This is a genomic window from Mesorhizobium sp. M7A.F.Ca.CA.001.04.2.1 (genome assembly GCF_003998485.1).
GTDB classification, from domain to species: domain Bacteria; phylum Pseudomonadota; class Alphaproteobacteria; order Rhizobiales; family Rhizobiaceae; genus Mesorhizobium; species Mesorhizobium ciceri.
Map to the genome: position 1 here is coordinate 1 of NZ_RZQT01000083.1, position 25,459 is coordinate 25,459.

Annotated in this window: 29 protein-coding genes; 16 read left to right on the forward strand and 13 right to left on the reverse strand. The window is 63.8% G+C overall.

Annotation, left to right across the window (positions count from 1 at the left end):
• The 3 genes from EN955_RS23170 to EN955_RS23180 all read right to left on the reverse strand — a co-directional run.
• Positions 1-333 (reverse strand): DUF488 domain-containing protein (locus EN955_RS23170; RefSeq protein ID WP_164769902.1); only part of this gene is annotated, 333 nt, incomplete at its 3' end.
• Between the two features lie 21 nt (positions 334-354).
• Positions 355-1,611 (reverse strand): aminopeptidase, encoded by a 1,257-nt coding sequence (locus tag EN955_RS23175; RefSeq protein WP_024502626.1) that lies wholly within the window; start codon positions 1,609-1,611, stop codon positions 355-357.
• Positions 1,608-2,600, reverse strand: coding sequence for a LysR substrate-binding domain-containing protein (locus tag EN955_RS23180; RefSeq protein WP_013532854.1), 993 nt, complete (start codon positions 2,598-2,600; stop codon positions 1,608-1,610). Before EN955_RS23180 ends, EN955_RS23175 begins: the two co-directional genes overlap by 4 nt.
• 94 nt (positions 2,601-2,694) lie before the next feature.
• On the opposite strand from EN955_RS23180, the gene EN955_RS23185 reads away from it, so the two are divergent.
• From EN955_RS23185 to sbmA, 3 genes are all read left to right on the forward strand, one after another.
• Entirely contained in the window at positions 2,695-2,916 is a 222-nt protein-coding gene (locus tag EN955_RS23185; protein WP_024502627.1) for a hypothetical protein, read from the forward strand.
• Positions 2,917-3,030: 114 nt separating this feature from the next.
• Positions 3,031-4,191 carry a YbfB/YjiJ family MFS transporter gene (locus EN955_RS23190; protein ID WP_024502628.1) on the forward strand — a complete coding sequence of 387 codons (1,161 nt, stop codon included), beginning with the start codon at positions 3,031-3,033 and terminating at the stop codon, positions 4,189-4,191.
• Positions 4,192-4,304: 113 nt separating this feature from the next.
• Entirely contained in the window at positions 4,305-5,564 is a 1,260-nt protein-coding gene (gene sbmA / locus EN955_RS23195; protein ID WP_013532851.1) for a peptide antibiotic transporter SbmA, read from the forward strand.
• 33 nt (positions 5,565-5,597) lie between these two features.
• Here the strand turns inward: sbmA and EN955_RS23200 are convergent, their stop codons facing one another.
• Positions 5,598-6,605 (reverse strand): polysaccharide deacetylase, encoded by a 1,008-nt coding sequence (locus EN955_RS23200; RefSeq protein WP_024502629.1) that lies wholly within the window; start codon positions 6,603-6,605, stop codon positions 5,598-5,600.
• A gap of 214 nt (positions 6,606-6,819) precedes the next feature.
• On the opposite strand from EN955_RS23200, the gene EN955_RS23205 reads away from it, so the two are divergent.
• Together EN955_RS23205 and der are read left to right on the forward strand one after the other, a co-directional pair.
• Entirely contained in the window at positions 6,820-7,485 is a 666-nt protein-coding gene (locus tag EN955_RS23205; protein WP_013532849.1) for a tetratricopeptide repeat protein, read from the forward strand.
• The gene (gene der, locus EN955_RS23210) at positions 7,482-8,915 is read left to right on the forward strand and encodes a ribosome biogenesis GTPase Der (RefSeq protein ID WP_013532848.1); all 1,434 of its coding nucleotides are present in this window, start codon (positions 7,482-7,484) and stop codon (positions 8,913-8,915) included. Before EN955_RS23205 ends, der begins: the two co-directional genes overlap by 4 nt.
• A gap of 32 nt (positions 8,916-8,947) precedes the next feature.
• On the opposite strand, the gene EN955_RS23215 is transcribed toward der, so the two are convergent.
• Positions 8,948-9,856 carry a LysR substrate-binding domain-containing protein gene (locus EN955_RS23215; RefSeq protein ID WP_024502630.1) on the reverse strand — a complete coding sequence of 303 codons (909 nt, stop codon included), beginning with the start codon at positions 9,854-9,856 and terminating at the stop codon, positions 8,948-8,950.
• 119 nt (positions 9,857-9,975) lie between these two features.
• On the opposite strand from EN955_RS23215, the gene EN955_RS23220 reads away from it, so the two are divergent.
• The 7 genes from EN955_RS23220 (at position 9,976) to EN955_RS23250 (ending at position 15,549) form a co-directional block, all read left to right on the forward strand.
• Complete coding sequence (locus tag EN955_RS23220) at positions 9,976-11,265, forward strand: MFS transporter (protein WP_024502631.1); 1,290 nt, start codon at positions 9,976-9,978, stop codon at positions 11,263-11,265.
• Between the two features lie 144 nt (positions 11,266-11,409).
• Entirely contained in the window at positions 11,410-12,594 is a 1,185-nt protein-coding gene (locus EN955_RS23225; RefSeq protein ID WP_024502632.1) for a cell wall hydrolase, read from the forward strand.
• Positions 12,595-12,848: 254 nt separating this feature from the next.
• A complete protein-coding gene (locus EN955_RS23230; protein WP_013532844.1) occupies positions 12,849-13,256 on the forward strand; it encodes an AtpZ/AtpI family protein in 408 nt (135 codons plus the stop codon).
• A 59-nt stretch (positions 13,257-13,315) separates the two neighbouring features.
• Complete coding sequence (locus EN955_RS23235) at positions 13,316-14,074, forward strand: F0F1 ATP synthase subunit A (RefSeq protein WP_024502633.1); 759 nt, start codon at positions 13,316-13,318, stop codon at positions 14,072-14,074.
• A gap of 85 nt (positions 14,075-14,159) precedes the next feature.
• Positions 14,160-14,384 (forward strand): F0F1 ATP synthase subunit C, encoded by a 225-nt coding sequence (locus EN955_RS23240; protein ID WP_006206606.1) that lies wholly within the window; start codon positions 14,160-14,162, stop codon positions 14,382-14,384.
• Positions 14,385-14,447: 63 nt separating this feature from the next.
• On the forward strand, positions 14,448-15,047 hold the full coding sequence (locus tag EN955_RS23245) for a F0F1 ATP synthase subunit B (protein WP_013532842.1): 600 nt from the start codon (positions 14,448-14,450) through the stop codon (positions 15,045-15,047).
• Between the two features lie 10 nt (positions 15,048-15,057).
• Positions 15,058-15,549 carry a F0F1 ATP synthase subunit B gene (locus EN955_RS23250; RefSeq protein WP_013532841.1) on the forward strand — a complete coding sequence of 164 codons (492 nt, stop codon included), beginning with the start codon at positions 15,058-15,060 and terminating at the stop codon, positions 15,547-15,549.
• 276 nt (positions 15,550-15,825) lie between these two features.
• Here EN955_RS23250 and EN955_RS23260 read toward each other — a convergent pair whose 3' ends face one another.
• Both EN955_RS23260 and EN955_RS23265 read right to left on the reverse strand, forming a co-directional pair.
• Positions 15,826-16,527, reverse strand: a complete 702-nt coding sequence (locus EN955_RS23260) for a ribonuclease HII (RefSeq protein ID WP_024502634.1) — start codon at positions 16,525-16,527, stop codon at positions 15,826-15,828.
• A 152-nt stretch (positions 16,528-16,679) separates the two neighbouring features.
• Positions 16,680-17,834 carry a PA0069 family radical SAM protein gene (locus tag EN955_RS23265; protein WP_023808673.1) on the reverse strand — a complete coding sequence of 385 codons (1,155 nt, stop codon included), beginning with the start codon at positions 17,832-17,834 and terminating at the stop codon, positions 16,680-16,682.
• Positions 17,835-17,983: 149 nt separating this feature from the next.
• Between EN955_RS23265 and EN955_RS23270 the strand changes: the two genes are divergently transcribed.
• Together EN955_RS23270 and EN955_RS23275 are read left to right on the forward strand one after the other, a co-directional pair.
• Positions 17,984-18,508 (forward strand): glycosyltransferase, encoded by a 525-nt coding sequence (locus tag EN955_RS23270; RefSeq protein ID WP_024502635.1) that lies wholly within the window; start codon positions 17,984-17,986, stop codon positions 18,506-18,508.
• A gap of 143 nt (positions 18,509-18,651) precedes the next feature.
• Positions 18,652-19,626: a hypothetical protein gene (locus EN955_RS23275; protein WP_024502636.1), complete on the forward strand. Its 975-nt coding sequence runs from the start codon at positions 18,652-18,654 to the stop codon at positions 19,624-19,626.
• Positions 19,627-19,646: 20 nt separating this feature from the next.
• On the opposite strand, the gene moaB is transcribed toward EN955_RS23275, so the two are convergent.
• The 6 genes from moaB to EN955_RS23305 all read right to left on the reverse strand — a co-directional run bounded on the left by moaB (position 19,647) and on the right by EN955_RS23305 (position 23,344).
• The gene (gene moaB, locus EN955_RS23280; RefSeq protein ID WP_024502637.1) at positions 19,647-20,201 is read right to left on the reverse strand and encodes a molybdenum cofactor biosynthesis protein B; all 555 of its coding nucleotides are present in this window, start codon (positions 20,199-20,201) and stop codon (positions 19,647-19,649) included.
• A complete protein-coding gene (locus tag EN955_RS23285) occupies positions 20,188-21,087 on the reverse strand; it encodes a 4-(cytidine 5'-diphospho)-2-C-methyl-D-erythritol kinase (protein WP_024502638.1) in 900 nt (299 codons plus the stop codon). Before EN955_RS23285 ends, moaB begins: the two co-directional genes overlap by 14 nt.
• Positions 21,088-21,107: 20 nt before the next feature.
• Positions 21,108-21,293, reverse strand: a complete 186-nt coding sequence (locus EN955_RS23290; RefSeq protein ID WP_013532834.1) for a membrane protein — start codon at positions 21,291-21,293, stop codon at positions 21,108-21,110.
• Positions 21,294-21,376: 83 nt separating this feature from the next.
• Entirely contained in the window at positions 21,377-22,240 is an 864-nt protein-coding gene (locus EN955_RS23295; RefSeq protein WP_024502639.1) for a S49 family peptidase, read from the reverse strand.
• 79 nt (positions 22,241-22,319) lie between these two features.
• On the reverse strand, positions 22,320-23,120 hold the full coding sequence (locus EN955_RS23300) for a methyltransferase (RefSeq protein ID WP_024502640.1): 801 nt from the start codon (positions 23,118-23,120) through the stop codon (positions 22,320-22,322).
• Positions 23,120-23,344 carry a DUF2007 domain-containing protein gene (locus EN955_RS23305; protein WP_013532831.1) on the reverse strand — a complete coding sequence of 75 codons (225 nt, stop codon included), beginning with the start codon at positions 23,342-23,344 and terminating at the stop codon, positions 23,120-23,122. Before EN955_RS23305 ends, EN955_RS23300 begins: the two co-directional genes overlap by 1 nt.
• A 200-nt stretch (positions 23,345-23,544) precedes the next feature.
• Between EN955_RS23305 and EN955_RS23310 the strand changes: the two genes are divergently transcribed.
• Together EN955_RS23310 and EN955_RS23315 are read left to right on the forward strand one after the other, a co-directional pair.
• Positions 23,545-24,561, forward strand: coding sequence for a polyprenyl synthetase family protein (locus EN955_RS23310; protein WP_013532830.1), 1,017 nt, complete (start codon positions 23,545-23,547; stop codon positions 24,559-24,561).
• A gap of 105 nt (positions 24,562-24,666) precedes the next feature.
• Complete coding sequence (locus EN955_RS23315) at positions 24,667-25,335, forward strand: GntR family transcriptional regulator (RefSeq protein ID WP_024502641.1); 669 nt, start codon at positions 24,667-24,669, stop codon at positions 25,333-25,335.
• The last annotated feature ends 124 nt before the right edge of the window (positions 25,336-25,459 follow it).

Genomic DNA, 25,459 nt, shown 5'->3' on the forward strand with positions numbered 1-25,459 from the left:
CGCCAGCGCCACCGCATTGTTGTGCGCCTCGTCATGCGCGCCGTAGAGCAGCGTCACCTTGCCGTTACCCAGCAGGCCTCGCAACTGCGTCACCGCCGCGCCATTCCCATCCAGCTCAGCGCGATACCGCTCCTGAAACTCCGCCCAGCGCGCCGGCTCGTGGCCGAACCATTTGCGCAACTCGTCGCTCGGCGCGATGTCCTTCAACCACAGCGTCAGCGCGGCGTCTTGCTTGCTGACGCCGCGCGGCCAGATGCGGTCGACCAGAACCCGCTGCCCGTCCTCGGCAGCGGGCGGCTCGTAGATACGCTTGACCGCGATGTTGAAGGCCATCACACCTCTCGGCTGGAACCCTCAGGCCCACTCGCCCTTGCGCATGACAGGCACGCGGGCGCCGTCCTTGTGGACGCCATCGATGTCGATCTTGTCCGAGCCGATCATCCAGTCGATGTGGATGAAGCTCTTGTTGCCGCCGCGCGCGGCGATCTCGTCCTGGCTGAGCGAGGCGCCGTCGACGAAGCACTTCGAATAGCATTGGCCGAGCGCGATGTGGCAGGCGGCGTTCTCGTCGAACAGCGTGTTGAAGAACAACAGGCCGCTGGCCGAGATCGGCGAGGAATGCGGCACCAGCGCCACCTCGCCGAGACGGCGCGCGCCCTCGTCGGTGTCGAGCACTTTCTTCAGCACGTCCTCGCCCTTCGATGCCTTGGCCTCGACGATCCTGCCTTCTTCGAAACGCACCGAAATGTCGTCGATCAGCGTGCCCTGGTAGGACAGCGGCTTGGTCGAGGAGACATGGCCTTCGACCCGCCTTGCATGCGGCGTGGTGAAGACCTCTTCGGTCGGGATGTTGGGGTTGCAGGTGATGCCGTTCTTGGCGGTCGAGGCGCCGCCCATCCATTCATGGCCGTCCGCCAGTCCAACCGTCAGGTCGGTGCCCGGTCCGGTGAAGTGCAGCGCATGGAAATTATGGCGGTTGAGCCATTCGGTGCGGCTGCGCAGCGCCGCGTTGTGCGCCCTCCAGTTGCCGATCGGATCCTCCACATCGACCCGCGACGCGGCGAAGATGGCATCGGCGAGTTTCACGACCGCAACATCGTCGGCATCGCCGGGGAAGACCTGTTTGGCCCAGGCGAGGTCCGGATAGGCGACGATGTTCCAGTTGATGTCGAAGCCGGTGATCTTTTCCAGCGCCGGCTGATAAGCCATCGAATTGGCCTTGTTGGCGCGCGCCACTTTCGCCGGATCCTGTGCGGAGAGCAGCGACGGATCCTCGCCGCGCACGGCAAGCCTGGCCGCATTGTTGGAAAAGGCTTTCGCCATGCCTTCATAGAGCCAGCCGGCGGCGCGGTCGAAGCTCGCATCGGCGCCGAAGCGGTAGCGCGCCAGCGTCATCTCGTCATCGTTGAAGATCGGCGTCACCAGGCCGGCGCCGGCCTTGTAGGCATGCTCGACGATCCGCCTGGTTAGCGGCAGTGCCGCGATCGATGACGTCAGCACCAGATCCTGCCCTGGCTGCAATTGCAGCCCGACCTTGATGGCGACTTCCGCCAGCCTGTCGAGCTTCACCGGGTCGATTGATGCGGAAACGCCGCGCGAATGTGTGGTCATGATCCTGCCTGTCGTAGTTTGATGTCCGACCTACCATAGAGCGGCGGCGCGGCGCTTTCCACCGCGATCGCGCCGGCGGGTTTTGGGTTTGCGGACCCGAACCGCGCCATGGTTGCTTCGATCTCTTCCCTGATCCAGACCTTGAAATCCCGGACCTTGCGGCTTTCCGCCTTGACGGACGAGGTCACCAGCCAATAGCCGAGCCCGCTCTGGGCGCGGATACCGAAAGGCGCCACCAGCCGCCCGTCGGCCAGCGCATCCGCGGCGAGCAATTGCCAGCCCAGCATCACGCCGTGGCCGGCAATCGCCGATTCCAGGCACAGCATCGGGTCGGTGAAACGCGCACCCTTGAGGAAGCTGACAGGTGGGACGCCGGCCGTCTCGAACCAGCTTTCCCAGTTGATCATTGCTCGCTCGTCGGTGATCGCGCAGGTCTGGGCAAGGTCCTCGATCGACTTCAGTTTTTGGGCAATCGCCGGCGCGCAGACCGGGAAGACTTCCTGCGCCAAGAGCAGTTCCGTGCGCCCGCCCGGCCATTTGCCATCGCCAAGCCGGATGGCGATGTCGATGTCTGAGTGATCGAGATTGGCCAGCCGCACCGAAGCGTCGATGCGCAGCAGCACGTTGGGATGCCGGTCGAAGTGGCGAGATAGTCTGGGCAACAGCCACTTCGAGGCAAAGGCCGGCGCCACCGAAACCACCAATGTGCATTGCGTAGCCTCGTCGGCCAGCGCCACGGCCTGGGAAAGCTCACGAAATCCAGCACCAAGGCGGGCCGCGAAGACGGCGCCGAATTCGGTCAGCACCAGACCGCTCGCCGTTCGCTCGAACAGCGCCTGGCCGAGCTGTTTTTCGGTACGGCTTATCTGCTGGCTGACGGCGCTGACGGAAACGTTGAGCTCACCGGCGGCCGCCGCCAGCGATCCGAGACGGGCAACGGTTTCGACGGCGCGCAGGCCGTTGAGGTGGACGCGGTTGAGCATGGCCATTGAGTTTTTCTAAACTGATCCGGCTGAAATCTCAATTGAAAGGCATGTCGTAACGGCGGATTTTATCGGAAGAGACAGACCTGTGGAGCCGGAAATGCTGAGGATCTTGTCGTCGTCGCTGAAGGTCTTTTTCGCTGCGAGTACGCCGTATGAGCCGCACCCGGACGGCGAAACGCAGAGATGGCTGACCGATCCGCTTTCGCATCCGGTGCTGAACACCATGTCGGAACGCGAACTGGGCGATGTGCCGTTCAGGCTGACGGCACGGCGGACAGTGCACGAGACGGCCCCATTGCACGCCGGCGGCCGCTGCTGAGCAGGCGCCAAGCGTTCCGGCTTGAGGAAAGTCGAGGCGAGCACCACGTCGCGCACGCGCTGGCCCAACAGATGGCGATTGTTTCAGCGACCCCTGCACTTATTGTGCAGTGCAATGACATCAGCCACCTCGACAGCGCTGCGTTTCGCCTTCGCCGGCATGATTGCCATGGCGGTTGCCATGGGCATCGGCCGTTTCGTCTACACGCCGATCCTGCCCGGCATGATGCAGGAATTGCATCTGTCGCCTGCCGATGCCGGTTGGATCGCGTCGGCCAATTATCTCGGTTATCTCGTCGGCGCGTTGGCAGCGGCGGGCGGCTGGGCGCATGGGCGCGAGCGCCTGCTGATGCTGGCGGGGCTTGGCGCCAGTACGGTCCTTGCCGCGCTGATGGGGCTGACCGAAGCGATGGCGGCCTTTCTCGCCATCCGCTTTCTGGCCGGTCTGGCCAGCGCCTTCGTCATGGTTTTCATGGCCAGCATCGTGTTCAGCCATATCGCGGCTGCCGGTCGCAACGACCTGCAGGCCTGGCATTTCGGCGGCGTCGGGCTCGGCATAGCGGCATCGGCGGCGATGATGGCGGTGCTGGTCGCCGAGCATTCGGGCTGGGCTGCAGGCTGGCTCTGGTCGGCGGCGATTTCGGCCTGTGGTTTCGTCCTCGTTGCACTGTTGGCCAATGAGGGTCCGCTCGGCAACGGCGAAGTCACCCGCGAGCCGGCACTGCGGATGGACCGGTCGTTGGTCAAGGTCATCGTCGCCTACGGCCTGTTCGGCTTTGGCTATGTGGTGACGGCGACATTCCTGGTCGCCATCGTCCGGCAAGGCGGCGGCAGCCGCGTCTTCGAGGCCATGGTGTGGATGGTCGCCGGTCTTGCGGGCTTTCCCTCAGTCTGGCTCTGGCAGAAGGTCGCGGCCCGCACCGGCCTCTATGCCGCCTATGCGCTGGCGTGCTTCATCGAAGTTGCCGGCGTCACCGCCAGCGTCGCCATCGGCGGCGCCACCGGGCCGCTGCTTTCCGGCGTGCTGCTCGGTGGCACCTTCATTGCCATCACCGCATTTGGCCTGCAGGCCGCCCGGCAGCAGGCGCCAAGCGCGCCGCGGCGGATATTCGCCCTGATGACGGCTGTGTTCGGCCTAGGCCAGATCATCGGGCCGGTCGCCGCCGGGTTTCTGGCGCAGATGTCCGGCGATTTCTTCCTCGCCTCGATCACAGCCGCGATCGTGCTGGTCGTCTCCGGCGCCATCACATGGTCGGCTGCGCCAAAATCGCCATGATTGTGGGCTTGCTGTGCCGGGCATCGGGCACGGGCATTTTCTTTCCCACTAATGTGTGACTTTATGCCCGCTGTCGTCAGCTGATTTGCGCCTAGATCGAGGAATTCGCCACAGTGTTCGTATCCTTTTTCCCGCAGCCGAAGCTGTTCTTCACTTCGGCCGCCGTCTGGAGCCTTGCGGCGATCCTGTTCTGGTTCTTCGGTGGTGAACAATTAGGTACGGTTTTCGGATTGCCGCCCGCCGCGGCCGGCGCGCCGCCCATCATCGGCATCGCCATCCTCGTATCGAAGCCGTTCCTCTGGTTCTATCTCTATTTCGCGTTCTGCGTGCTCGTCTTCTACGCATTCTGGAGCTGGTATTCGCCGCATCCATGGCAACGCTGGTCGATCCTGATGACCGCGGTCATCCTGTTCTTCATCTATTTCAATGTGCAGGTCAGCGTCGCCGTCAACGCCTGGTATGGGCCTTTCTTCGACTATGTGCAGGGGCTGATGTCGGGGACTGGAAAGTCGACCAACAGCGAATTTTATATCGGATTGGCTGATTTTTCGTGGCTCGCCCTGGTCGGCATGAATGTGCAGGTGGTCAACGCCTTCATCGTCAGTCACTGGATCTTCCGTTGGCGCACGGCGATGAACAACTACTTCGTCGAGAATTGGGGCAGGCTACGCCATATCGAGGGTGCCTCGCAGCGCATCCAGGAAGACACGATGCGGTTCTCGCAGATCATGGAAGATCTCGGCTCCAGCTTCGTCCAGTCGATCATGACCTTGATCGCATTCCTGCCGGTCATGATCCAGTTGCAGGCCCATATCACCGAGTTGCCGATTATCGGCGCGATTCCACAGCCATTGGTTGTCGCAGCCCTTGCCTGGTGTCTGTTCGGGACGATCTCGGTCATGGTTGCAGGTCTGAAACTTCCAGGGCTGCAGTTCCGCAACCAGCGCGTTGAGGCAGCCTACCGCAAGGAACTCGTCTACGGCGAGGATCACGCGGACCGGGCCCAGCCGGCCACCACGGCCGAGCTGTTCGAGAATGTTCGCCACAATTATTTCAGGCTCTATTTCCACTACATCTATTTCAACGTCGTCCGTTACACGTACCTGCAGGCCGACAACATTTTCTCGCTGCTGATCCTCGGTCCCTCGCTGGTGGCGCACAAGATCACGTTCGGCGCGCTGAACCAGATTTCGAACGCATTCGGCAAGGTGACCGGTTCGCTGCAGTTTCTGCTCACCTCCTGGTCGACCATCGTCGAGCTGCAATCGGTCCACAAGCGCCTGCGCGCCTTCGAGGCGACGCTGCAAGGCGAGCCGCTGCCCGATATCGACCAGCGCTATCTGGCAAGGCAGGGCGCTGAGGATCCGGCCTAAAGATCGAGGTTGGAAACGAACCGGGTTGGCGGCTCAGCCGCCGACCGAAGCTTGCTTCTGGGAAGCATCTTGCCGCGAAACATAATCGCGAAAACTGATGCATTCGACATCGGCCTTGACGCAGACCTCGCCGGCAAAGCGCTCCAGCGCGTTCCAGTAAGCGCCGTCATTCATCAGCGCGAAGTGGAAGCCGAGTTCCAGCGGAATACGCTTGTCGGCATACTGCTTGTCGAAGGCGGCGCGGAAGGCATCATAGGTCCGGTTGGCGAACTCGCCCGCTTGGCTTGGCCGTTCGAAGCCGCCGGAATGCCTGACATAGAGATTGTAGTCCATGGCGATCACCGGCCGTGACTTCGGTCCTTCTGGAATCTGCGGCAGCGAAAAGTGCATGACGCCGTTGCTGGCCGTCGGTCGGGCGGGGCCCTGCGAGACGCCGCTGGCGTCGAATTGATAGCCGGCGGCCGGCAGCGCTTCATAGAGCGCCTTGCCCGTCGACAGATACGGCGCGCGAAAACCGACGACCGCATGCCGTGCGAAATCGCGCCAGCCCTCAGGCTCGGGCGCAATGCCGTTGATGGCATAGGCGTTCTCGAGAATGTGCTCGAACGAACCGAACTCTTTCAGCCAGTCGGCCTTGCTCCAGTCCTTGCCGTCGAAATGGCCGCAGCCATGGCTGGCGATGTCGTGGCCCTCATGCGCGGCAAGCCCGATCTGCTCGAGCCGGTCGGTGACTTCCTGTTTGGAGGCGGCAAAGCCGATATTGGATTTCCCGGCGCTTCTGCCGGGTGCGGTGTATTCCTTGCGTGTTTCCGTCGACAGCAGGAAGACGCAGGACAGAAAATAGGTGAAATGTGCGCCGGTGCGCTCAGCCAGTGCTCGACTGCGCTTCCACTGCGAAATGTCGCGGGCGCTGTCGAACGAGATGATGACGACCTGCTTGGGCTTTGCCGGCACCGGTGGCGCGGGCGGGTCGGCCAGAGCCACGCCGGCAGTGACGAGCGCGGCAAGCGAAAACGCAACAACGCGGAACGGACGAAGCATAGGAAATCTGATCTTAACTCGGGGAACGTCTGCAAGCCGGCTATCGCCTAAATGTGGCGCGGGTGCGATGGGCCTCTTCGGCTGCTCGTCCGGGGCAAACATCCGTTTGCCCCGGACAATAGGCGATTTTCCGGTCGAACCCCTTCCATGCCGGCAAAATTTCGCTAAAACGCGGGCTGACAAAGGCCCGACCGGGCAGGAATGGTTTGATTTGATGTCCGACGACAGTTTTATCCGTGAAGTCAACGACGAGATCCGTCGCGAACAGGCGCAGGCGCTGTGGGACCGTTTTGGCCCAGCCCTGATTGTCGTTGCGATCCTCGTGGTGCTCGGCACCGCAGCCTTCGTCGGCTATCGCTATTGGGACGAGACGCGCGCCAACCGCTCGGGCGATGCGTTCTCGCAGGCGCTGAAGCTTGCCAATGACGGCAAGAACGATGAGGCGCTGACCGCGCTCGATCAGTTGGAGAAGGATGGCTACGGCGCCTATCCGCTGCTCGCACGCATGCGCGGCGCGACCGTCAAGGCGAACAAGGGCGACGTTCCCGCCGCCGTCAAGGATTTCGACGAAGTCGCCGCCGACACGGCCATTCCTCAGAGCATTCGCGACATGGCGCGGCTGCGGGCAGCGCTGCTGCTCGTCGACCATGGCTCGTTCGCCGACGTGTCCAGCCGTGTCGAAGCGCTGACATCCGACACCAACACGCTGCGCCACACGGCGCGCGAGGCGCTCGGCCTTTCCGCCTGGAAGGAAGGCAAGACGCAGGACGCGCTGAAACTGTTCGACCAGATCGCCGCCGATGACGGCGCCCCGCGCAACACCCGCGAGCGCGCAACATTGATGTCCGAGCTGATCCGCGGGTCGGGCAGTGCGTCGTGACCTTCAAAGTCGCCATCATCGGCAGACCTAACGTCGGCAAATCCACTCTCTTCAATCGGCTGGTGGGAAGAAAGCTGGCGCTTGTCGACGACACGCCGGGCGTCACCCGCGACCGTCGCGTCCACGCCGCCAAGCTCTACGACCTGCATTTCGATGTCATCGACACCGCCGGCTTCGAGGACGCTGGTGCCTCGACCTTGCCCGGCCGCATGCGTGCGCAGACCGAGATCGCTATCCGCGAGGCCGACCTGATCTTCTTCACCATCGACGCCAAGTCCGGCCTTTTGCCTGATGACAGGACCTTCGCCGAGATCGTGCGCAAGTCCGGCAAGCCGGTCGTGCTGGTCGCCAACAAGGCCGAGGCGAAGGGCGCCCAGGGCGGTATGCTGGAAGCCTGGGAGCTCGGCCTTGGCGAGCCGATCCCGGTTTCGGCCGAGCATGGCCAGGGCATGCCCGATTTGCGCGACGCCGTGATCGGCGCGCTCGGCGAAGCGCGCGCCTTCGGCGAAGACGAAGATGGCGAAGACGAAGAGATCGCTGCCGGCGAGGTGCTGATCGGCGAGGATATCGCCGATCCGGATGCCGAGCACACCTATGACGACACCAAGCCGATGCGCATCGCCGTCGTCGGCCGTCCCAATGCCGGCAAGTCGACGCTGATCAACGCGCTGATCGGCGAAGAACGGCTGCTCACCGGACCGGAAGCCGGCATCACCCGTGATTCGATCTCGGTCGATTGGGATTGGCATGGCCGCCGCCTGAAGCTGTTCGATACGGCCGGCATGCGCCGCAAGGCCAGGATTCACGAAAAGCTCGAAGTGATGTCGGTGCAGGACGGCCTGCGCGCCATCCGCTTCGCCGAGATCGTCATCATCGTGCTCGACGCCACCATTCCCTTCGAGAAGCAGGATCTGCAGATCGCCGACCTGATCATCAGGGAAGGGCGGGCGCCGGTGATCGCCTTCAACAAATGGGACCTGATCGACCATCCCCAGGAGCTTCTGGCCGAACTGCGCGAGAAGACGGAACGGCTTCTTCCCCAGGCGCGCGGCCTGCAGGCCGTACCTGTCTCCGGCGAGACCGGGCGCGGCCTCGACAAGCTGATGGATGCCGTCATCAGGACCCACAAGGTATGGAACAGCCGCGTCTCGACTGGCAAGCTCAACCGCTGGCTGGAAGGCATCCTGGCACACCATCCGCCGCCTGCCGTGGCCGGGCGCCGGCTGAAGGTCAAATACGTCACCCAGGCCAAGACCCGGCCGCCGGGTTTCGTTGTCCAGTGCTCGCGGCCCGATGCGATGCCGCAATCCTATGTCCGCTATCTCTCCAACAGCCTGCGCGAAGCCTTCGATATGCCCGGCGTGCCGATCCGCATCGCGCTGCGCACGTCGGACAATCCGTTCGCCGGCAGGTCGAACAAGCGTAAATAAGCGGTCGGGCGCTGGATACCTGTTCCGGCTGTCTAAGCGACCTCCTTCAACCGCTCGTCCCGTGGCAGCGCCTGCAACGCCGCCTGCAGCAATATGTCGGCCAGCCGCGCTGCCACCGGATCCAGTTCAGCATCCTTCTGGTGCAGCACCAACGCCATTTTGGGCAATGCAGGCAGCCCGGCGATCTCCGGCGTCATCGCGCTGACGCTGGCCGGCAGGCCGATGTCGGTGCGGATTGTCAGCCCCAGCCCCGCCGCCACGGCTGCCCAGATGCCGCCAAGGCTCGGGCTGGAAAAGGCCATCCGCCACGACAGGCCGGCGCGGTCGAGCGTTTCGGTTGCCACCGTGCGCAGAAGGCATGGCGCTTCGAGCGCCGCCAGCGGCAGCGGCTCACTGTTGCGCAGGCTGGTCTCGATACGCTTTGCCGGCCCGATCCAGCGCATCGGCACATCGGCGACATGCTGGCTGTAGGGCAGCGTTTCGCCGCAGTGCCAGGCGAGCGCGATATCGAGGCTGCCTGACAGGACCCTTTCGGCAAGGTCGTGGCTGCGTGCGATCCTGGCTTCGATCTTCACCTTGGGGTGCGCCCGGGCAAATCGGCCGAGCACGTCCGGCAGCACCGCCTCGCCGAAATCTTCCTGCAAGCCGAGCCGTACCCAGCCTTCCAGCTCGACACCGTGGATGGCGGATGCCGCCTCGTCATTCAATTCGATCAGCCTGCGCGCATAGCCGAGCATGGTCTCGCCGGCCTCGGTCAAAGCGAGGCCGCGTCCTGATTTGCGGAAGATCGGCGTCGCCGCCTGTTCTTCCAGTTTCTTCAATTGCGCGCTGACCGCCGACGTCGACCGGCCAAGCCGGTCAGCGGCCTTGGCAAAGCTACCCAGCTCCATGCCGGTGACGAAACTGCGCAGGACGTCGAGGTCGAATGTCACGCGTCGCATGTTGGAAGTCCCGATTTTCAGGATTGTAAGTTCAAAACTTCCTGATTTTCAGGACGAAATTATGGCGGTAGGGACAGATCGTCAAGGCCGAACCGCTGGCCAGCACGGGAAATGAAGTCATGTCCGCCATTGTCAATTGCACCGACCGGCAGCCGTCGGAACTTCTGGAAGATACCGGTTCCACCGGGAGGGTGTTCACGCCGGGCCATCGCTGGAAAGTCCTGGGCATCGGCGTTGCCGCCAATGCCGCCTTCTCGGCTACGTTCTCCGGCATCCCGGCGACGGCGGTCGTTCTTCGCCAGGGCTATCACCTAGGCAATGCCGAACTCGGTCTGGCGCTTGGCCTTCTCGGGCTTGGGGTCGCGCTCAGCGAACTGCCCTGGGGCTTGCTCACCGATCGCTGGGGCGACCGCCGCGTGCTGTTGATCGGGCTCGGCGCGACGGCGGCGTGGCTCCTGGTCATGGCGATGCTGGTCGTGCCGACAAAGGCCGGTACTCCCGATGTCACGCTGCTCTCTGCGAGCCTATTCATCACCGGATTGCTCGGCGGCAGCGTCAACGGTTCGAGCGGCCGCGCCATCATGGGCTGGTTTCGGGAAAACGAGCGCGGCTTCGCCATGAGCATCAGGCAGACGGCGGTGCCGCTTGGCGGCGGCTTTGGCGCGCTCGTGCTGCCCTCGCTTGCGCTGGCTTTCGGCTTTGCCGCGGTGTTCGGAGTCCTGGCGGGTGCATCCGCTCTGTCTGCCCTGTTCGCCTGGCGCTGGCTGCACGAGCCGCCGACGGCAGGCGAGGGCCATCCCGCTTCGGCTGTGGCCGGACCGGCGCCGCTGCGCAATCGCGACGTCTGGCGTATCGCGACCGCCATCGGCCTGCTCTGTTTTCCGCAGGTGGCCGTGCTCACCTTCGCCTCCGTGTTCCTGCACGACTTCGTTGGGTTGGGAACGGCGGCAATCAGTGCCAGCCTCGCCGCGGTGCAGATCGGCGCCATGGTCATGCGCATCTGGAGCGGCCGCTTCACCGACCGTCACGGCAACCGCCGCCAATTTCTTCGCTTGTGCAGCGCGTTCAGCGCCCTTGCCTTCGCCATGCTTTGGCTGCTGGTCCTGTTCGGCCCAACCATTCCGGGCGGCCAGTTCATCTGGTTGGCGGTTCTTCCGGTCGTGCTTATTGTCGCAGGCATCTCTGTCTCCGCCTGGCACGGCGTCGCCTACACCGAGCTTGCCACCCTTGCCGGCGCCGGCCATGTCGGAACCGCGCTCAGCCTTGCCAACACCTTTGTTTTCGTCGGCTTCTTCCTGGTGCCGGTGGCCATTCCGGGGCTCTTGCACCTCTGGTCCTGGTCCGGCGTCTGGCTGGCGGCCGCCATCTGCGCGCTGATCGCCCGGCCGATCTTCCTGCGCCCGGCCTGAATGGTCGGCCGCAAAATCGCCCGACTTCGCAACCACGACCTCGGGCCGACCGGGAAAACCCGATCGAATCCGTTAACGTCCCATCAAGGTTAATGCATCATTTTGCTCTCCAGTGGGGTCTGTAGCGTTCCTGGAGAGAGTTCCGTGCATCGACGTGTGTTGAAGCGGCTGGTTGCCGCCGCCGGTGAGAGAAAACGTGGCTTTCTGGGTCCGCTCGTCATCGGTTTCGGCATCTGGATTGGCTTTCCGACCGTCGCCGCCTATCAGGACATGGCGAGCCTCGTTTCCGGCCTCGAAGCATCGAGCACGCGCTGGAATTCCTATGTCGAGAAATCCGTCGCCGGATCGACCCACGCGGCCGAGATGCCCTTTGTCGATTCCGATGTCACCGGCTCCATTTCCGGATCGGGCGTCCACCTGGCCGGTATCGGCAACGTGTCGTTTCGCGGCAAGGGCGGCAAGGTCAGCGCCACGCCCGATGAGGACCGCGTGGTGCGCGCCGAGAAGAAAGGGCGCATCGTCCAGATGTCTCCCGTCGCACCGCCAAAGAACTTCAACGCCGGCTCGATCTTCGAGCGCACGTCCTCCTTGCTGCGACCCAGCATGGACAGCGGCCTGAAAATGGCTTTCGCCAAGCCGCAGATCAAAGGCAAGGAAATCCAGATCGCCGCGGCATTCCATGCGCGCGAGGACAAGAAGCCGGATCCCGGCGTGCCGGCCATGCTGGCGGCGCTGGTCAACAACGACCATCCGGATGTGCTGGCCACCGCCTATGCGCAATCCGAGCCGGACTATGCCAAGGCATCGCCCTTCGAGGCCCTGCTTCAGGACGAGCAGCCCAATGAGGGCCGCTTCATTCCGCCGATGGCCAAGGGCGATCATTCGTGGATCCAGAACCCGCTGCCGGCGAGTGTCTTCTCCAAGAAGGAGCAGGCATGCCTTGCCAACGGAATCTATTTCGAGGCGAGGAGCGAATCCGTGCGCGGCCAGGCCGCTGTCGCCCAGGTCATCCTCAACCGCGTCCGCAATCCGACCTATCCGAATTCGATCTGCGGCGTCGTCTACCAGAACGACAGCTGGTTCAACCGTTGCCAGTTCTCCTTCGCCTGCGACGGCAGGAAGAAGCGCATCGATAGCCCAGCCGCCTACAAGACCGCCCAGGAGATCGCCATGGCCGTCACCGCCGGCAAGATCTTCATTCCGGAAGTCGGATCGTCGACCCACTACTATGCCCAATATGTCCATCCCGGCTGGGCGCGCACGATGCAGAAGATGACCAAGATCGGCCTGCATATCTTCTATCGGACCTATGGCGGCGGCTGGAGCTGAGTGCGGAGCAGCCGCTGATCCTTGATGTGGCGCGCAGCCGATCAAAGAGCCATTGCGCGGGGGATTCGCGCCATGCATCCTCGTCATCCTGGCGGGCACGATGTCGCACCTTCGTAATTCATTGATTTTATTGCCTAAAATACATGGCAATGAACTTCCGCCCGTGGCTTGACGGGCGCAAACCCTCTAACTATGTTGCCGGCGACTTTAGAAGCGGACGGACGGTGACGGTCTGACCGGGCAGGGGGGTTGCGATGGCCGACAAGAATGGGCCAGACGGAACCGGAGAAACCGGCCGCGGCAATCAGCATGAACCCGACATCCGCGACGACGATCTTGAGCGCCGCCGCCGTGACCTTGAAGCTTCGCTTGCGACAAGGCGGCCGGGCCGGCTCGAGGGGAAAGACGACGCGAAAGCGGGCAGTGTGGCCGGTTATGGTCAGGCGCTCAAACTCTCCAGCGAGTTTATCGCCGGGGTGGTGGTGGGTGCCGGCATCGGCTGGGTCATCGACCGTTTGGCGGGGACATCGCCATGGGGTCTGATCGTGTTTCTGCTGCTTGGTTTTGGCGCCGGAGTGCTCAATGTGATGCGTTCCGCCGGCGTCGTGGCAGAATTTGGACAGGGCGATAAATCGCGCCGTGGCCAAGACGACAAGAAATGACCGCGCACCATGTGCGGTAATGGTAACGAGGCCGTACGCGGCATTGACGGGGTTTGAACGTGGCAGCTGACAAGGTCGATCCGATCCACCAGTTCCATATCAACAAGCTGATTCCGATCGACATCGGCGGCTATGACCTGTCTTTCACCAATTCGGCGCTGTTCATGGTCGCAACCGTGATCGTCGCGGCTGGATTCCTGTTTCTCACGACGTCGAGCCGCAGCCTGGTTCCCGGGCGGCTTCAGTCGGTCTCCGAGATGGCGTATGAGTTTGTCGGCAACATGTTGCGCGACGCCGCCGGCACGCAGGGCATGAAGTTCTTCCCTCTCGTGTTCTCGCTGTTCATGTTCGTGCTCGTCGCCAATCTGCTTGGCCTGTTCCCCTATTTCTTCACCGTCACCAGCCACATCATCGTCACCTTCGGCCTTGCCGTGCTGGTGATCGCAACCGTGGTCGTCTACGGCTTCATGAAGCATGGTCTTGGCTTCCTGAAACTGTTCGTGCCGCACGGCGTGCCGGTCTTCCTGCTGCCTCTCGTGGTGCTGATCGAAGTGATCTCCTTCGTGTCGCGCCCGGTCAGCCTCTCGGTTCGTCTGTTCGCCAACATGCTCGCCGGCCACATCACGCTGAAGGTGTTCTCCGGCTTCGTCGTCAGCCTGAGCGCGCTCGGCGCGGTTGGCGTCGCCGGCTCGATCCTGCCTCTGGCGATGGCGGTGGCGCTGACGGCACTGGAACTGCTGGTCGCCTTCCTGCAGGCCTACGTCTTTGCCGTGTTGGCCTGCATGTATCTCAACGACGCCCTGCATCCAGGGCACTAGGTCCAAAAGTTTCCGGCCCAAAGATTTCCAACATTGGCGCCGGATGGAATCGCAACGGAATTTTAGATCCAAAGGAGTTGAACAAATGGACGCAGAAGCAGCAAAGTACATCGGCGCCGGCATCGCTTGCCTGGGCATGGGTGGCGCGGGCATTGGCCTCGGCAACATCTTCGGCAGCTACCTGGCGGGCGCACTGCGCAACCCTTCGGCCGCCGATGGCCAGTTCGGCCGTCTGATCTTCGGCTTTGCCGTGACCGAAGCTCTGGGCATCTTCTCGCTTCTCATCGCGCTTCTGGCCCTGTTCGGCTGAGCACTCGGGAAGATTGGACAGGCCGGCCGCGCAAGCGGCGGGCCTGAATTTCGGGGATAGTCCATGTTCGTGACATCTGCCTTTGCGCAAGAGTCCGCGCCATCAGCCGATACCAGCCACGCTGCGACGGAAGGCGACACGCATTCCGGCACCAGCGTGCCTGCTGAAGCGCATGGCACGTTTCCGCCATTCGATCCGGCGACGTTCCCGTCGCAGCTTCTGTGGCTGGCGATCACCTTCGGGCTGTTCTATCTCTTCCTGAAGCGGGTGGTGATGCCGCGCGTCGGCGGCATCATCGATGTGCGCAACGATCGCATCACGCAGGACCTCGACCAGGCGGCCAGGTTGAAGGGCGAGGCCGACGCCGCCGTTGCTGCCTACGAGCAGGAACTGGCGGAAGCCAAGACCAAGGCCAACGCGATCGGCCAGCAGGCCAACGACGCTGCCAAGGCCGAGGCCGACACCGCTCGCAAGAAGGTCGAGGCCGCGCTCGACGCGAAGCTTGGCGAAGCCGAAGCCCGCATTTCTTCCATCAAGGCCAATGCCATGAAGGAAGTCGGCAGCATCGCCGAGGACACCGCTTCGGCGATCGTCGAGGCTCTGGTTGGCGGCAAGGCCAGCAAGGCCGAGATCGCGGCCGCGGTCAAATCCGTGGCCCGGTGAGGAGCGCATCATGGATTACACATCTCTCGCGACGCTCTGGGCCACGATAGCCCTGATCATCTTCCTCGGCGTTGCCGTCTACATCAAGGTGCCTGGCATGATCGCCAAGGCGCTCGACGCCCGTGCCGCCAGGATCAGCAATGAACTGGACGAAGCGCGCCGGCTGCGCGAGGAGGCCCAGCAGCTGCTCGGCCAGTACCAGCGCAAGCGCAAGGAAGCCGAGCAGGAGGCCGCCGACATCGTCGCTGCCGCCAAGCGCGAAGCCGACATGCTTGCCGCCGACGCGCATAAGAAGACCGAGGACTATGTCGTCAGGCGCACCGCGCTTGCCGAACAGAAGATCGGTCAGGCCGAGCGTGATGCCATCAGCGAAGTGCGCGCCAGCGCCGTCGACATCGCCGTCGAGGCAGCACGCGCGCTGCTTGCCGGCAAGATCGACGCCAAGGCCGGTGCAGATCTGTTCAAGGCTTCGCTCGCGGACGTGAAGTCGAAGCTGAATTAGGCGCTTCGTCTAGCCAGTCATCGAAAGCCGCCCGGGCAACCCGGCGGCTTTTTTGTTGCGGCGCTGAAGCTGCCAATCTCCCCCCTCGTGGGGGAGATGCCCGGCAGGGCAGAGGGGGGGCGTGAAGGAACGCTAACCTTTGTTGTCCTAAGGTCTATCGGGACAAGCCTGAGGGCATAACTGCAATCCGATTGAGAGGCCGGCGGGACAGCGCCCCCCTCTGTCCTACCGGACATCTCCCCCACAAGGGGGAGATTGGCTTGTCGTCGTCGTCGCTCAATCCAGCCCGGCGAAGCTCTCTTCTTCCGCCACGTCCACCTCGGCCCCACCCAGCCGGAATGGCGCAAACGACACGCGGTGCAGCCGCGCCACCGGGCCATGCGCTTCGATCGCGGTGCGATGGCGAACCGTGGCGTAGCCCATATGGACTTCGAACCCGTAGCGGTCGTGATGGTTGCCGCAGCCGCACATCATGCGGTCGCGCATCACCTTGGCGACGATCGAGGCGGCGGCGATCGACTGCGAACGCTGGTCGCCCTTGATCAGCGCGCGCCCTTCACAAGGCAGTCCCGGCGGCACGTCGCGTCCATCGGCAAGCGCAAGCTTCGGCCGGATCGACAGCCCTACCAGCGCGCGCCGCATGGCTTCCAGGCTTGCCTTGAGGATGTTGCTGCCGTCGATGCCCTCGGCGCTGATGGAGGCCATCGAGACCGCCTGTGCGGAGCCGAGAATGCGCAGGAACAGGGCCTCACGCTGTAAATGGCTGAGGCGTTTGGAATCGTCGAGGCCGTCGGGAATGTTGGCGGGATCGAGCACCACCGCCGCGGCGACCACCGGCCCGGCCAGGGGGCCGCGGCCTGCCTCGTCTATCCCGGCGACCGGCCACAGGCCCTCCGCCATCGCCTTCGTCTCGAAGGAGAAGTCGGGCTTCTCGATGATCTCAAAGAGAGGCGGAGAATCAGAACGCGCGCGAGCCATGTTGCGGCGAGGTTCGCATCGGCTCCGATTCTCCGCAAGTCCCTCCGGGTCGGGTGGGGCGCCGGACCGGGAGGGCACCGTCTGCAGGCCGGGGCAGGCCGGACGGGATTCTTGGTGCGCGACGGATCAAACCATCGCGACGAATTGTCTCTTCAAAGCAGCGTCAGTTGCACCTGGTCTTTCCCGGCGGCAACGAACTGATCGGTCCGCAGCGTGCGCCGTTCGGCATTGAGACCAAGCCGCTTGGCTGTGATCTCGAAGCGCCGGCCGATCTGCCAGGCATAGGGACCGGCGCCCTTCATGCGCTTGCCCCATTCCGAATCGTAGTCCTTGCCGTCACGCATGGAGCGGACAAGCGACATCACATGGCGGTAACGGTCGGGATAATGGCGCAGCAGCCAGTCCTTGAAGATCGGGCTGACCTCCAGCGGCAGCCGCAGGATCACATAACCCGCCTCGCGCGCGCCGGCCGCACGTGCCGAATCGAGGATGCGTTCCATCTCCGGATCGGTCAGGCCCGGAATGATCGGAGCCACCATGACCGACGCCGGAATGCCGGCATCCGAAAGCTGCCGGATCGCTTCCAGCCGCTTGGTCGGCGTCGACGCGCGCGGCTCCATGGTGCGCGCCAGCATGCGGTCGAGCGTCGTCACCGACAGCGCCACCTTGGCGAGCCCTCGTTCGGCCATGCGCGACAGGATATCGATATCGCGCGTCACCAGGGCGGACTTTGTCACGATGCCGACCGGATGGCCGCGCGCTTCCAGCACTTCGAGGATTTCGCGCATGATCCGGTACTGCTTCTCGATCGGCTGGTAGGGGTCGGTGTTGGTGCCGATGGCGATGGTGCGCGGCTGATAGCTGTCCTTCGAAAGCTCCTTGTCGAGCAAGCGCGCCGCATCAGGTTTGGCGAACAGCTTCGATTCGAAATCCAGACCCGGCGACAGGCCCATGAACGCGTGCGTCGGGCGGGCAAAGCAATAGACGCAGCCATGCTCGCAGCCGCGATAAGGGTTGATGGAACGGTCGAAGGAAATGTCGGGCGATTCGTTGCGGGTGATGATGGTGCGCGGCTTCTCGACCTGCACTTCGGTCTTGAAGGGGGGCAGTTCTTCCAGCGAATTCCAGCCATCGTCGAACACGTGCCGGCTGACTGGCTCGAATCGGCCGGACGGGTTGATGCCGGCCGACCTGCCGCGGTTGCGGTCCGGGCGGACACGCATGCCGCTCTGCTCGACCATCGCATTGGCCATCTCGGCTCTTCCTGCTCCGAAAGCTGCAATGTCGGCGCGCACGATCTGTTCCATTTTCGCCCGCTCCCAGGGACTGTCCGTGTTGTGTCGAATCGCTCTGTTCATGAAATTATTCCTATTTCATCGATGAGAACAAAGCAAGAACTTTCTATGGTGCGATGCAAAACTGGCGCTGTCCGGCGCTTTCCGCTATTCGGCTAAGGATGCTCAGTGTTCTCATCGAAACCCGCAATGACGAGGAGGGCCTCGCCCGCACGCTCGCCTCGCTGATTGGCGGCGCGGTCGAAGGCGTGGTGCGTGAAGTCATCGTCTGCGACACAGGCTCCACCGACCAGACGCATCGTGTGGCCGAGCATGCCGGCTGTCAGTACGTGACCGGCGGTGTCGCTGCCGGCATCCGCCAGGCCAAGGGGGATTGGTTGCTGCTCCTGGAACCGGGCGCGCGGTTGGTGGAGGGCTGGATCGATGAGGTTGTCGCGCATACGGCCAGGCAGACCATGGCCGCACGGTTTTCGCGCACGCGGGCCAGCCGCACGCCATTCCTGGCACGGGTCTTTTCGGGAAACCGCGCCCTGGCCGACGGATTGCTGATCAGCAAGCGTCAGGCGGCGGCCGCGGCCAAGAGTGCCGGCAGTGCTGAGGCCATCGCCCGCGGCCTCGCAATGAAGCGGCTCGACGCCGAGATCTGGATGGCGCCCGCCAAGCAGGAACGCCGCTCCTCGACATGATTTTTTGCAGCTGCTCAGGCCATTGTGCATTGCACAAAATCTGACGCGGGGTTAGCTTCCGTTCAAGCGGGAATTGGGTTTGGGACATGCCGAGTGGCGAGCACCGATGCGGCATCGGTGGTGCTCTCATAGCCGAGGACCCAATGAAGCTTTCAACCCCCGACACATCCGGCGCGGCCAGTCTCGAGGCTATTGCGCGCGACGGCAGTCTGTTGCGACGCATCGCGGTGCGCATTCCGACCTATCTCAAGGACCTGCGCGAAAACCCCGCCTGGCTGCCGATGTTCGTGCTGGCGCGCACAATGCCTGGACGCCGCATGCATTGGCTGGGCGCAAAACGCGCCCGCCCGGTCGCCAATTCCGGGGATACGATGTTTGCCGGTGTCGAACGGGGAGCGGTCGTCGATGCGTTGCGCTCCGACGGGCTGTTCTCAGGCTTGGTCCTGCCGCCTGATATCCATGAAGAGATCGCCGACTTCGCCGGGCGCACGCCTTGCTACGGCAATTTCGACCGCCGTCTCGAATTCATGCCGGGGGAACATGCCGAGGCCGAGAAACGCCTTGGCCGCTCGCTGCTCAGCGGGCATTTTTTCGAGCGCATCCTCGACTGCCCGGCGGCGCTTGCCATCCAGCGCGATCCGCTGCTTCTGGATATTGCCGCGCACTATCTCGGCGGCCAGGCAAAACTGATCACGACGCGCGTCTGGTGGAGTTTTCCAACCGGTGCCGCTTCGGATGCCGACAAGAACCTCGCCTCGCTCGGCAAGTATCATTTCGACCTCGATGATTGGCGCATGCTGAAATTCTTCTTCTACCTCAAGCCGGTCGACGCCGACACCGGTCCGCATGTCTATGTCAGGGGCAGCCACAAGCGCCGCAGCCTCAAGCACCAGCTCACGCTTCTAGTTGGCCACCCCGCGCAACAGGTCCTGGATGTCTATGGCGAGCAGAGCCCGGTGACGCTGACCGGCGAGGCCGGTCTCGGTTTCGTCGAGGACCCTTTTGGCTTCCATATGGGCACCGTGCCGGCACGCACGCCGCGACTGATGATGGAAGTCGGCTTCGGCGTGTCGCCGCCGTCGCGCCGGCGGTTTCATGGCGAACCGGTCATCCGCTGAGAGCGACGCTTGCCTCGGCTTTACGGAGCTGATTTGCCGCGCCGCAAATGCTCGTCCAGGCGCGGCATGATCTCGACGAAGTTGCACGGCATATGCCGGTAGTCGAGCTGTGCCTTCAGGATGCCGTCCCACGCGTCCTTGCAGGCGCCTGGCGAACCCGGCAGCACGAAGACGAAGGTGGCGTTGACGACGCCGCCGGTCGCCCGGCTCTGGATCGTCGAGGTGCCGATCTTGTCGTAGGAGATCCGGTGGAACACTTCCGAAAAGCCATCCATGCGCTTTTCGAAGATCGGCTCCAGCGCGTCCGGCGTCACGTCACGGCCGGTGAAACCGGTGCCGCCGGTGGTGATGACGACATCGATATTCTTGTCCCGCGACCACGCCAGAACCGTGTCGCGGATTTTTTCCCGATCGTCGGTGACGATATCGCGGGCCGCCAGCATATGGCCGGCCTCGGTGATGCGGTCGGCCAGCGTCTGGCCGGATTTGTCGTCGGCGAGGCTGCGCGTATCTGAAACGGTCAGCACCGCGATGCGCACGGGAATGAAGGAGCGGCTCTCGTCAATTCTGGCCATCCGATCCCTCCGATGCGATGCTGCGCGTCGCCGCGACGAACCAGTCGGGCTGGCGGCCGCGGATTTCGGCGGCGGCGCGCTTGGCGACATTGCCGGTCTCGAACAGGCCGAAGCAGGTGGCGCCGGACCCGGACATCCGTGAAAAACCCGATCCGGCCTTGTTCAGCCAGGAAAGCGCCCTGCCGATAGCCGGCTGCATCGCCAGCGCGGCGGGCTCGAGATCGTTGCGGGTGATCTCCAGCCAGTTGCGCAGGCTATGAAAATCGATGCTGCGCGGCAGCGGCGGCAAGGCCTCATTGTCGCGCCGGGAAAGCGCCGCAAAGACGTCCGCCGTCGAGACCGGGGTGCCCGGATTGACCAGCACCAGGCCAAGCGCCGAAAAATCCGGCACCATCGACAGTTCATCTCCGATGCCGCGCGCGACCAGCGGCTTTGCCGCCAGGCACATCGGCACATCGGCGCCGAGCGAAATGCCGATCCGCGCCAGCTCTGCGCCGTCTATATCCAGGCCCCATGTCTCCACCAGCCCGCGCAGCACGGTCGCCGCGTCGCTCGAACCGCCGCCGACGCCGGAGGCGACCGGCAGGTTCTTTTCCAGCCGGATAGCGACCGGCGGTGTTCTCTCGTGCCCGACCGCCTGTCGCAGGGCATCGCGCGCCCTAGGCACCAGATTGCTGGCGTCGAGAGGAACAGCCGGGGCGTAGCGGCCGGACACGGTAAATTCATCGCTATCGGCAGGCGCAATTTCGACCCTGTCGCCAAACCGCGTGAACACCGCCAGGCTTTCGATCAGATGATAGCCGTCAGGTCGCCTGCCGGTGACATGCAGCGCAAGATTGATCTTGGCGTGCGCGTGCCAGCTACGCGACCCGATGTCGGTGTCCACAATGGTCTGCGAAATGGTGCTCAGTCCTTGGCCAGCCGGTACTCGCCGGTCTTCGGATCCTTGACCAAAGTGCCCATCGCGCCGTTGGCCGTCTGCTTTTCGGTACGCCGCACCTTGGCGGTCACGCGTTCGGCTTCCCTAATGAAGGTGCGGTAGCCGAAATAGGCGGCGACGCCAACGACGGCGAAGAAAATGATCTGCGGCATGCCAAAACTCCTCCCACGCTGGGCCGGCGAAGGCGGCCGGTCGGGTCGGTTAAGCTCTCATGCTAGACGCTTTTGCCGGGTTTTCAAAGCCCGAAGCGAGACCACAATGCGCGCTCTTCCGCCGCGTCGATCACGCCGCTGGCGGCGGCGGCTGCGATATCGGGCGCTGAAAAGCCCTTGCTTGAGCCAAACAGGCCGAAGCGGCTGAGGAAACCGCGCGGTGTCGTGATCAGCCTGAGCTGGGTTTTCGCCCCGAAACGGGTCTTGAGCACCGTGCGCATGTCGCCGAGCGCATCGACCAGGCCGAGTTCAAGGCCCTTGATGCCGGTCCAGAACAGGCCTGTGAACAGGTCCGGGTCGTCTTTCAGTTTCGCGCCGCGCCGCTCCTTGACGAGGTCGATGAACGTGCCGTGCACCTCGAGCTGCAGCGCCTTCAGCCGCTCGACATCTTCCTTTTTCTCGGGCTTGAACGGGTCGAGCACCGCCTTGTTCTGGCCGGCGGTGTGGACGCGTCGCTCGATGCCGATCTTCTTCATCAGTTCCGGGAAGCCGAACGAAGCCGAGACCACGCCGATCGACCCGACGATGGAGGATGGGTCGGCGAAGATCTCATCACCGGCAACCGCGATCATGTAGCCACCCGACGCCGCCACGTCTTCGACGAAGACCAGTACCTTTCTGTTCTTTTCCGTGGCCAGGTCACGGATGCGCTTGAAGATCAGCCGCGACTGCACCGGCGAGCCGCCGGGCGAATTGATCGAGATGGCGACTGCCGGGGCGTCGTAGGAAAACGCCTTCTCGATGAGGCCAGCGGTGGAGGCCAGCGACAGGCTCGGCCGGAACTGGCCACCGCCTGCCATGATGGTGCCGTGCAGCCGGATGACCGGAATGGTGACGACGGTGGAGCGCCAGGATTTCGGCAGCAGGCGGTTGATAAGGCGTTTCACGAGGGCGTGGTCTCCGGTCGATAGGTTGCAGGCATGTAGGGATTTCCCGGCCAACGGCAATGTGGCCAGGCAGAATAGCTCAATCTCCGAACAGCGAGGCGAGGCCGTTGGTGATCATTTCGCTGCGCTCGTCGGGGCCGTTGCCTGATTGCGCGTGCAGCATCAGGGGCGGGCGGATGGCAAGCTTTCCCCGTGTCCCGAGCGCTGCCCGCACAACGATGCGGATTGCCGCGGCGTCTGGGCGAGGGTGGACGGCGAGCATTTCGGCATCGCCGAAGCGCCCTGCGATCGCATCGAGAATGGCGCCGAGCTGTTCGGGGCGGGCGATCACGGCAAGCCCGCCGCGCGGCCTGACAACCGCCGCCGCACTGCGGATCCAGCTCTCGAACACCCCGTCCTCCATGACATGGGCCTCTTTTCTGAGGCGATCGGGGGAGGCGCGGTCCCGGGGGGCGTTGAAGGGCGGGTTCATGATGACGAAGTCGAAATCATTGTCGGCGAGGCCGGCGGCCGCCCGCGCCCGGCCCGATACGGTGACATCGGCGACCAGCACGGAGGCGCGATCGCTCAGATGGGCATTGCCGGGATGGGCAAGGGTGGCTGCCGCGAAGGCCGCCATTTCCGGCGCGCGTTCGACAAGCACCGCCTCGGCGGCCGGGCAGCGCGACAGCACCGCCAGGCCGGCGGCCCCGGCACCGGCACCGAAATCGGCGAGACGACCGGCAAGAGAGGACGGCACGGATGCCGCCAGCATCATCGCATCCATGCCGGCGCGATGACCGCCTTGCTTGGGCTGCACCAGCCAGAACCGGCCGCGATGGAAAGCGTCGACCGTATGGGCCGGCGTGTCCGGGACAAGGGCGGCGGGCGCGGCGGACATTATCTTCCGCGGATTTCGTTGGCGATGCCGGCATCCGTCAGGATGCGCCGTGCCGCGTCGGCCTGGTCGGCGTCGACCATGACGCGCTTCTGCAAAAGACCGATCGACCCTTCGAGAATGCTCATATTCTGGTCGGCGACAAAGCAGGCAATGCCGGCGTCGCGCATCAGCGATTCGACAAAGGAAATGATCACGGCATCGTTGGTGCGGACTAGTTCTATCATCGTATGAAACTCGCAGTTTGCGCTATTGATGTAAACGGGCAGGGGATTCCGGGGCAGAGCCGTTCCCTTGGGGTCGTTGACATTCTGTCGCCGCCGCCGCGCCAATTCGCCACTTGCCGTGCCCATGTCCGCCGCCCTAGAGTCCATACAGGGACTAAGGGTGCCGTCGCACGCTCTATACCAAGACGGGAGTGATTGTCGTGGGTGTCGTTCTCAACATCGAAAACGGGAAGCGGGAGCCCGCCTCCATCAAGGATCTGATCGATCTGACTGCCGCCGATATGGGGCGCGTCAATGAATTGATCCTGTCCAAGGCCGGCTCCGACGTCGAGATGATCCCGGAGGTCGCCAACCATCTGATCTCGTCCGGCGGCAAACGGCTGCGGCCGATGCTGACGCTGGCCGCAGCCCAGATGTTCGGCTATGCCGGCGAGGGCCACGTCAAGCTCGCCACCTCCGTCGAATTCATGCACACCGCGACGCTTCTGCACGACGATGTCGTCGACGAGAGCGGCATGCGCCGCGGCAAGAAGACCGCCCGCATGATCTGGGGCAACCAGGCAAGCGTGCTGGTCGGCGACTTCCTGCTCGGCCAGGCCTTCCGCATGATGGTCGATGTCGGCTCGCTCGAAGCGCTCGATATCCTGTCGAGTGCGGCCTCGATCATCGCCGAGGGCGAGGTGATGCAGCTTGCCGCCGCCAAGAACCTCGAAACCACGGAGGACGAGCATTTCGCCGTCATCAAGGCCAAGACCGCCGCACTTTTTTCGGCTGCTGCCGAGGTCGGCCCGGTCATCGCCCAGGCGACGCGCAACGATCGCGCCGCGCTGCGCTCCTATGGCATGAATCTCGGCCTGGCCTTCCAGCTGATCGACGACGCGCTGGACTATGGCGGCACCAGCAAGGATCTGGGCAAGAATGTCGGCGACGATTTCCGCGAGGGCAAGGTGACGCTTCCGGTCATTCTCGCCTATCGGCGCGGCACCAAGGCCGAGCGCACCTTCTGGAAGCGCGCCATCGAGGACAATGTCGCCGATGACGCCGGCCTGGAAAAGGCGACCGGCCTGATGACCCGCCACGGCGCCATTGCCGACACGATCGGGCGTGCCCGCCATTTCGGCGAGATTGCCCGCGACGCGCTGGCGCCGCTCGAAGCGACGCCGCAGAAATCGGCGCTGATCGACGTCATCGATTTCTGCATCAGCCGGGTCAACTAAAGGCTGGTCTTTCGCGACGCTACCTCTGGCCTGCGCTAAGAGGAAGTTTAGGAATTCGGTCCCGCCGTCTCGACAAGCCGCCCTGCCGCAAATTATCTATAAAACATGGCAAAGGGCACAGACGACACCATCGCGGTGCGCATCAGCAAGGTTCTGGCGGACCGCATCATCTCCGGTGCGATCGAGCCGGGGGCCAGGCTTCGGCAGGATCATATCGCCGAGGAATTCCAAACCAGCCATGTTCCGGTGCGCGAGGCCTTCCGCCGCCTCGAGGCGCAAGGGCTGGCCATCGGCGAGCCGCGCCGCGGCGTGCGTGTCGCGTCTTTCGATCTGGGCGAGGTCAAGGAAGTCGCCGAAATGCGCGCCGCCCTTGAAGTGCTGGCGCTGCGCCACGCCGCGCCGCATCTGACATCGGCCATTCTCGATCTCGCCGAGGAGGCGACCAAGGCCGGCGACAAGTCCCGCGATGTCAGGTCCTGGGAGGAAGCCAACCGCGCCTTCCACCGCTTGATCCTGTCGCCATGCGGCATGCCGCGCCTGCTCGCCACCATCGACGATCTGCACGCGGCAAGCGCCCGTTTCCTGTTCGCGGCATGGCGCTCGGAGTGGGAGACGCGCACCGATCAGGACCATCGCGCGATCCTCGCCGCCTTGCGGCAGGGAAACACCGAATCGGCGGCCGTCACACTGGGGCGGCATGTCCAATGGATTGGCCGCAAGCCGGTCCGGACGGCTTCCGGAACGACGCGCGAAGCCTTCGCCATCGTAGGCTAGAGCGGTTCACGACTTGATGGAATCGTAGGGGATTCCCGATTTGTGAGTTTTGTGATTCAAGATGCTGGCTGGAGTGGAGGCCAGCATCTGATGACGCGACCTTTTTCCAATGATCTTCGCGAAC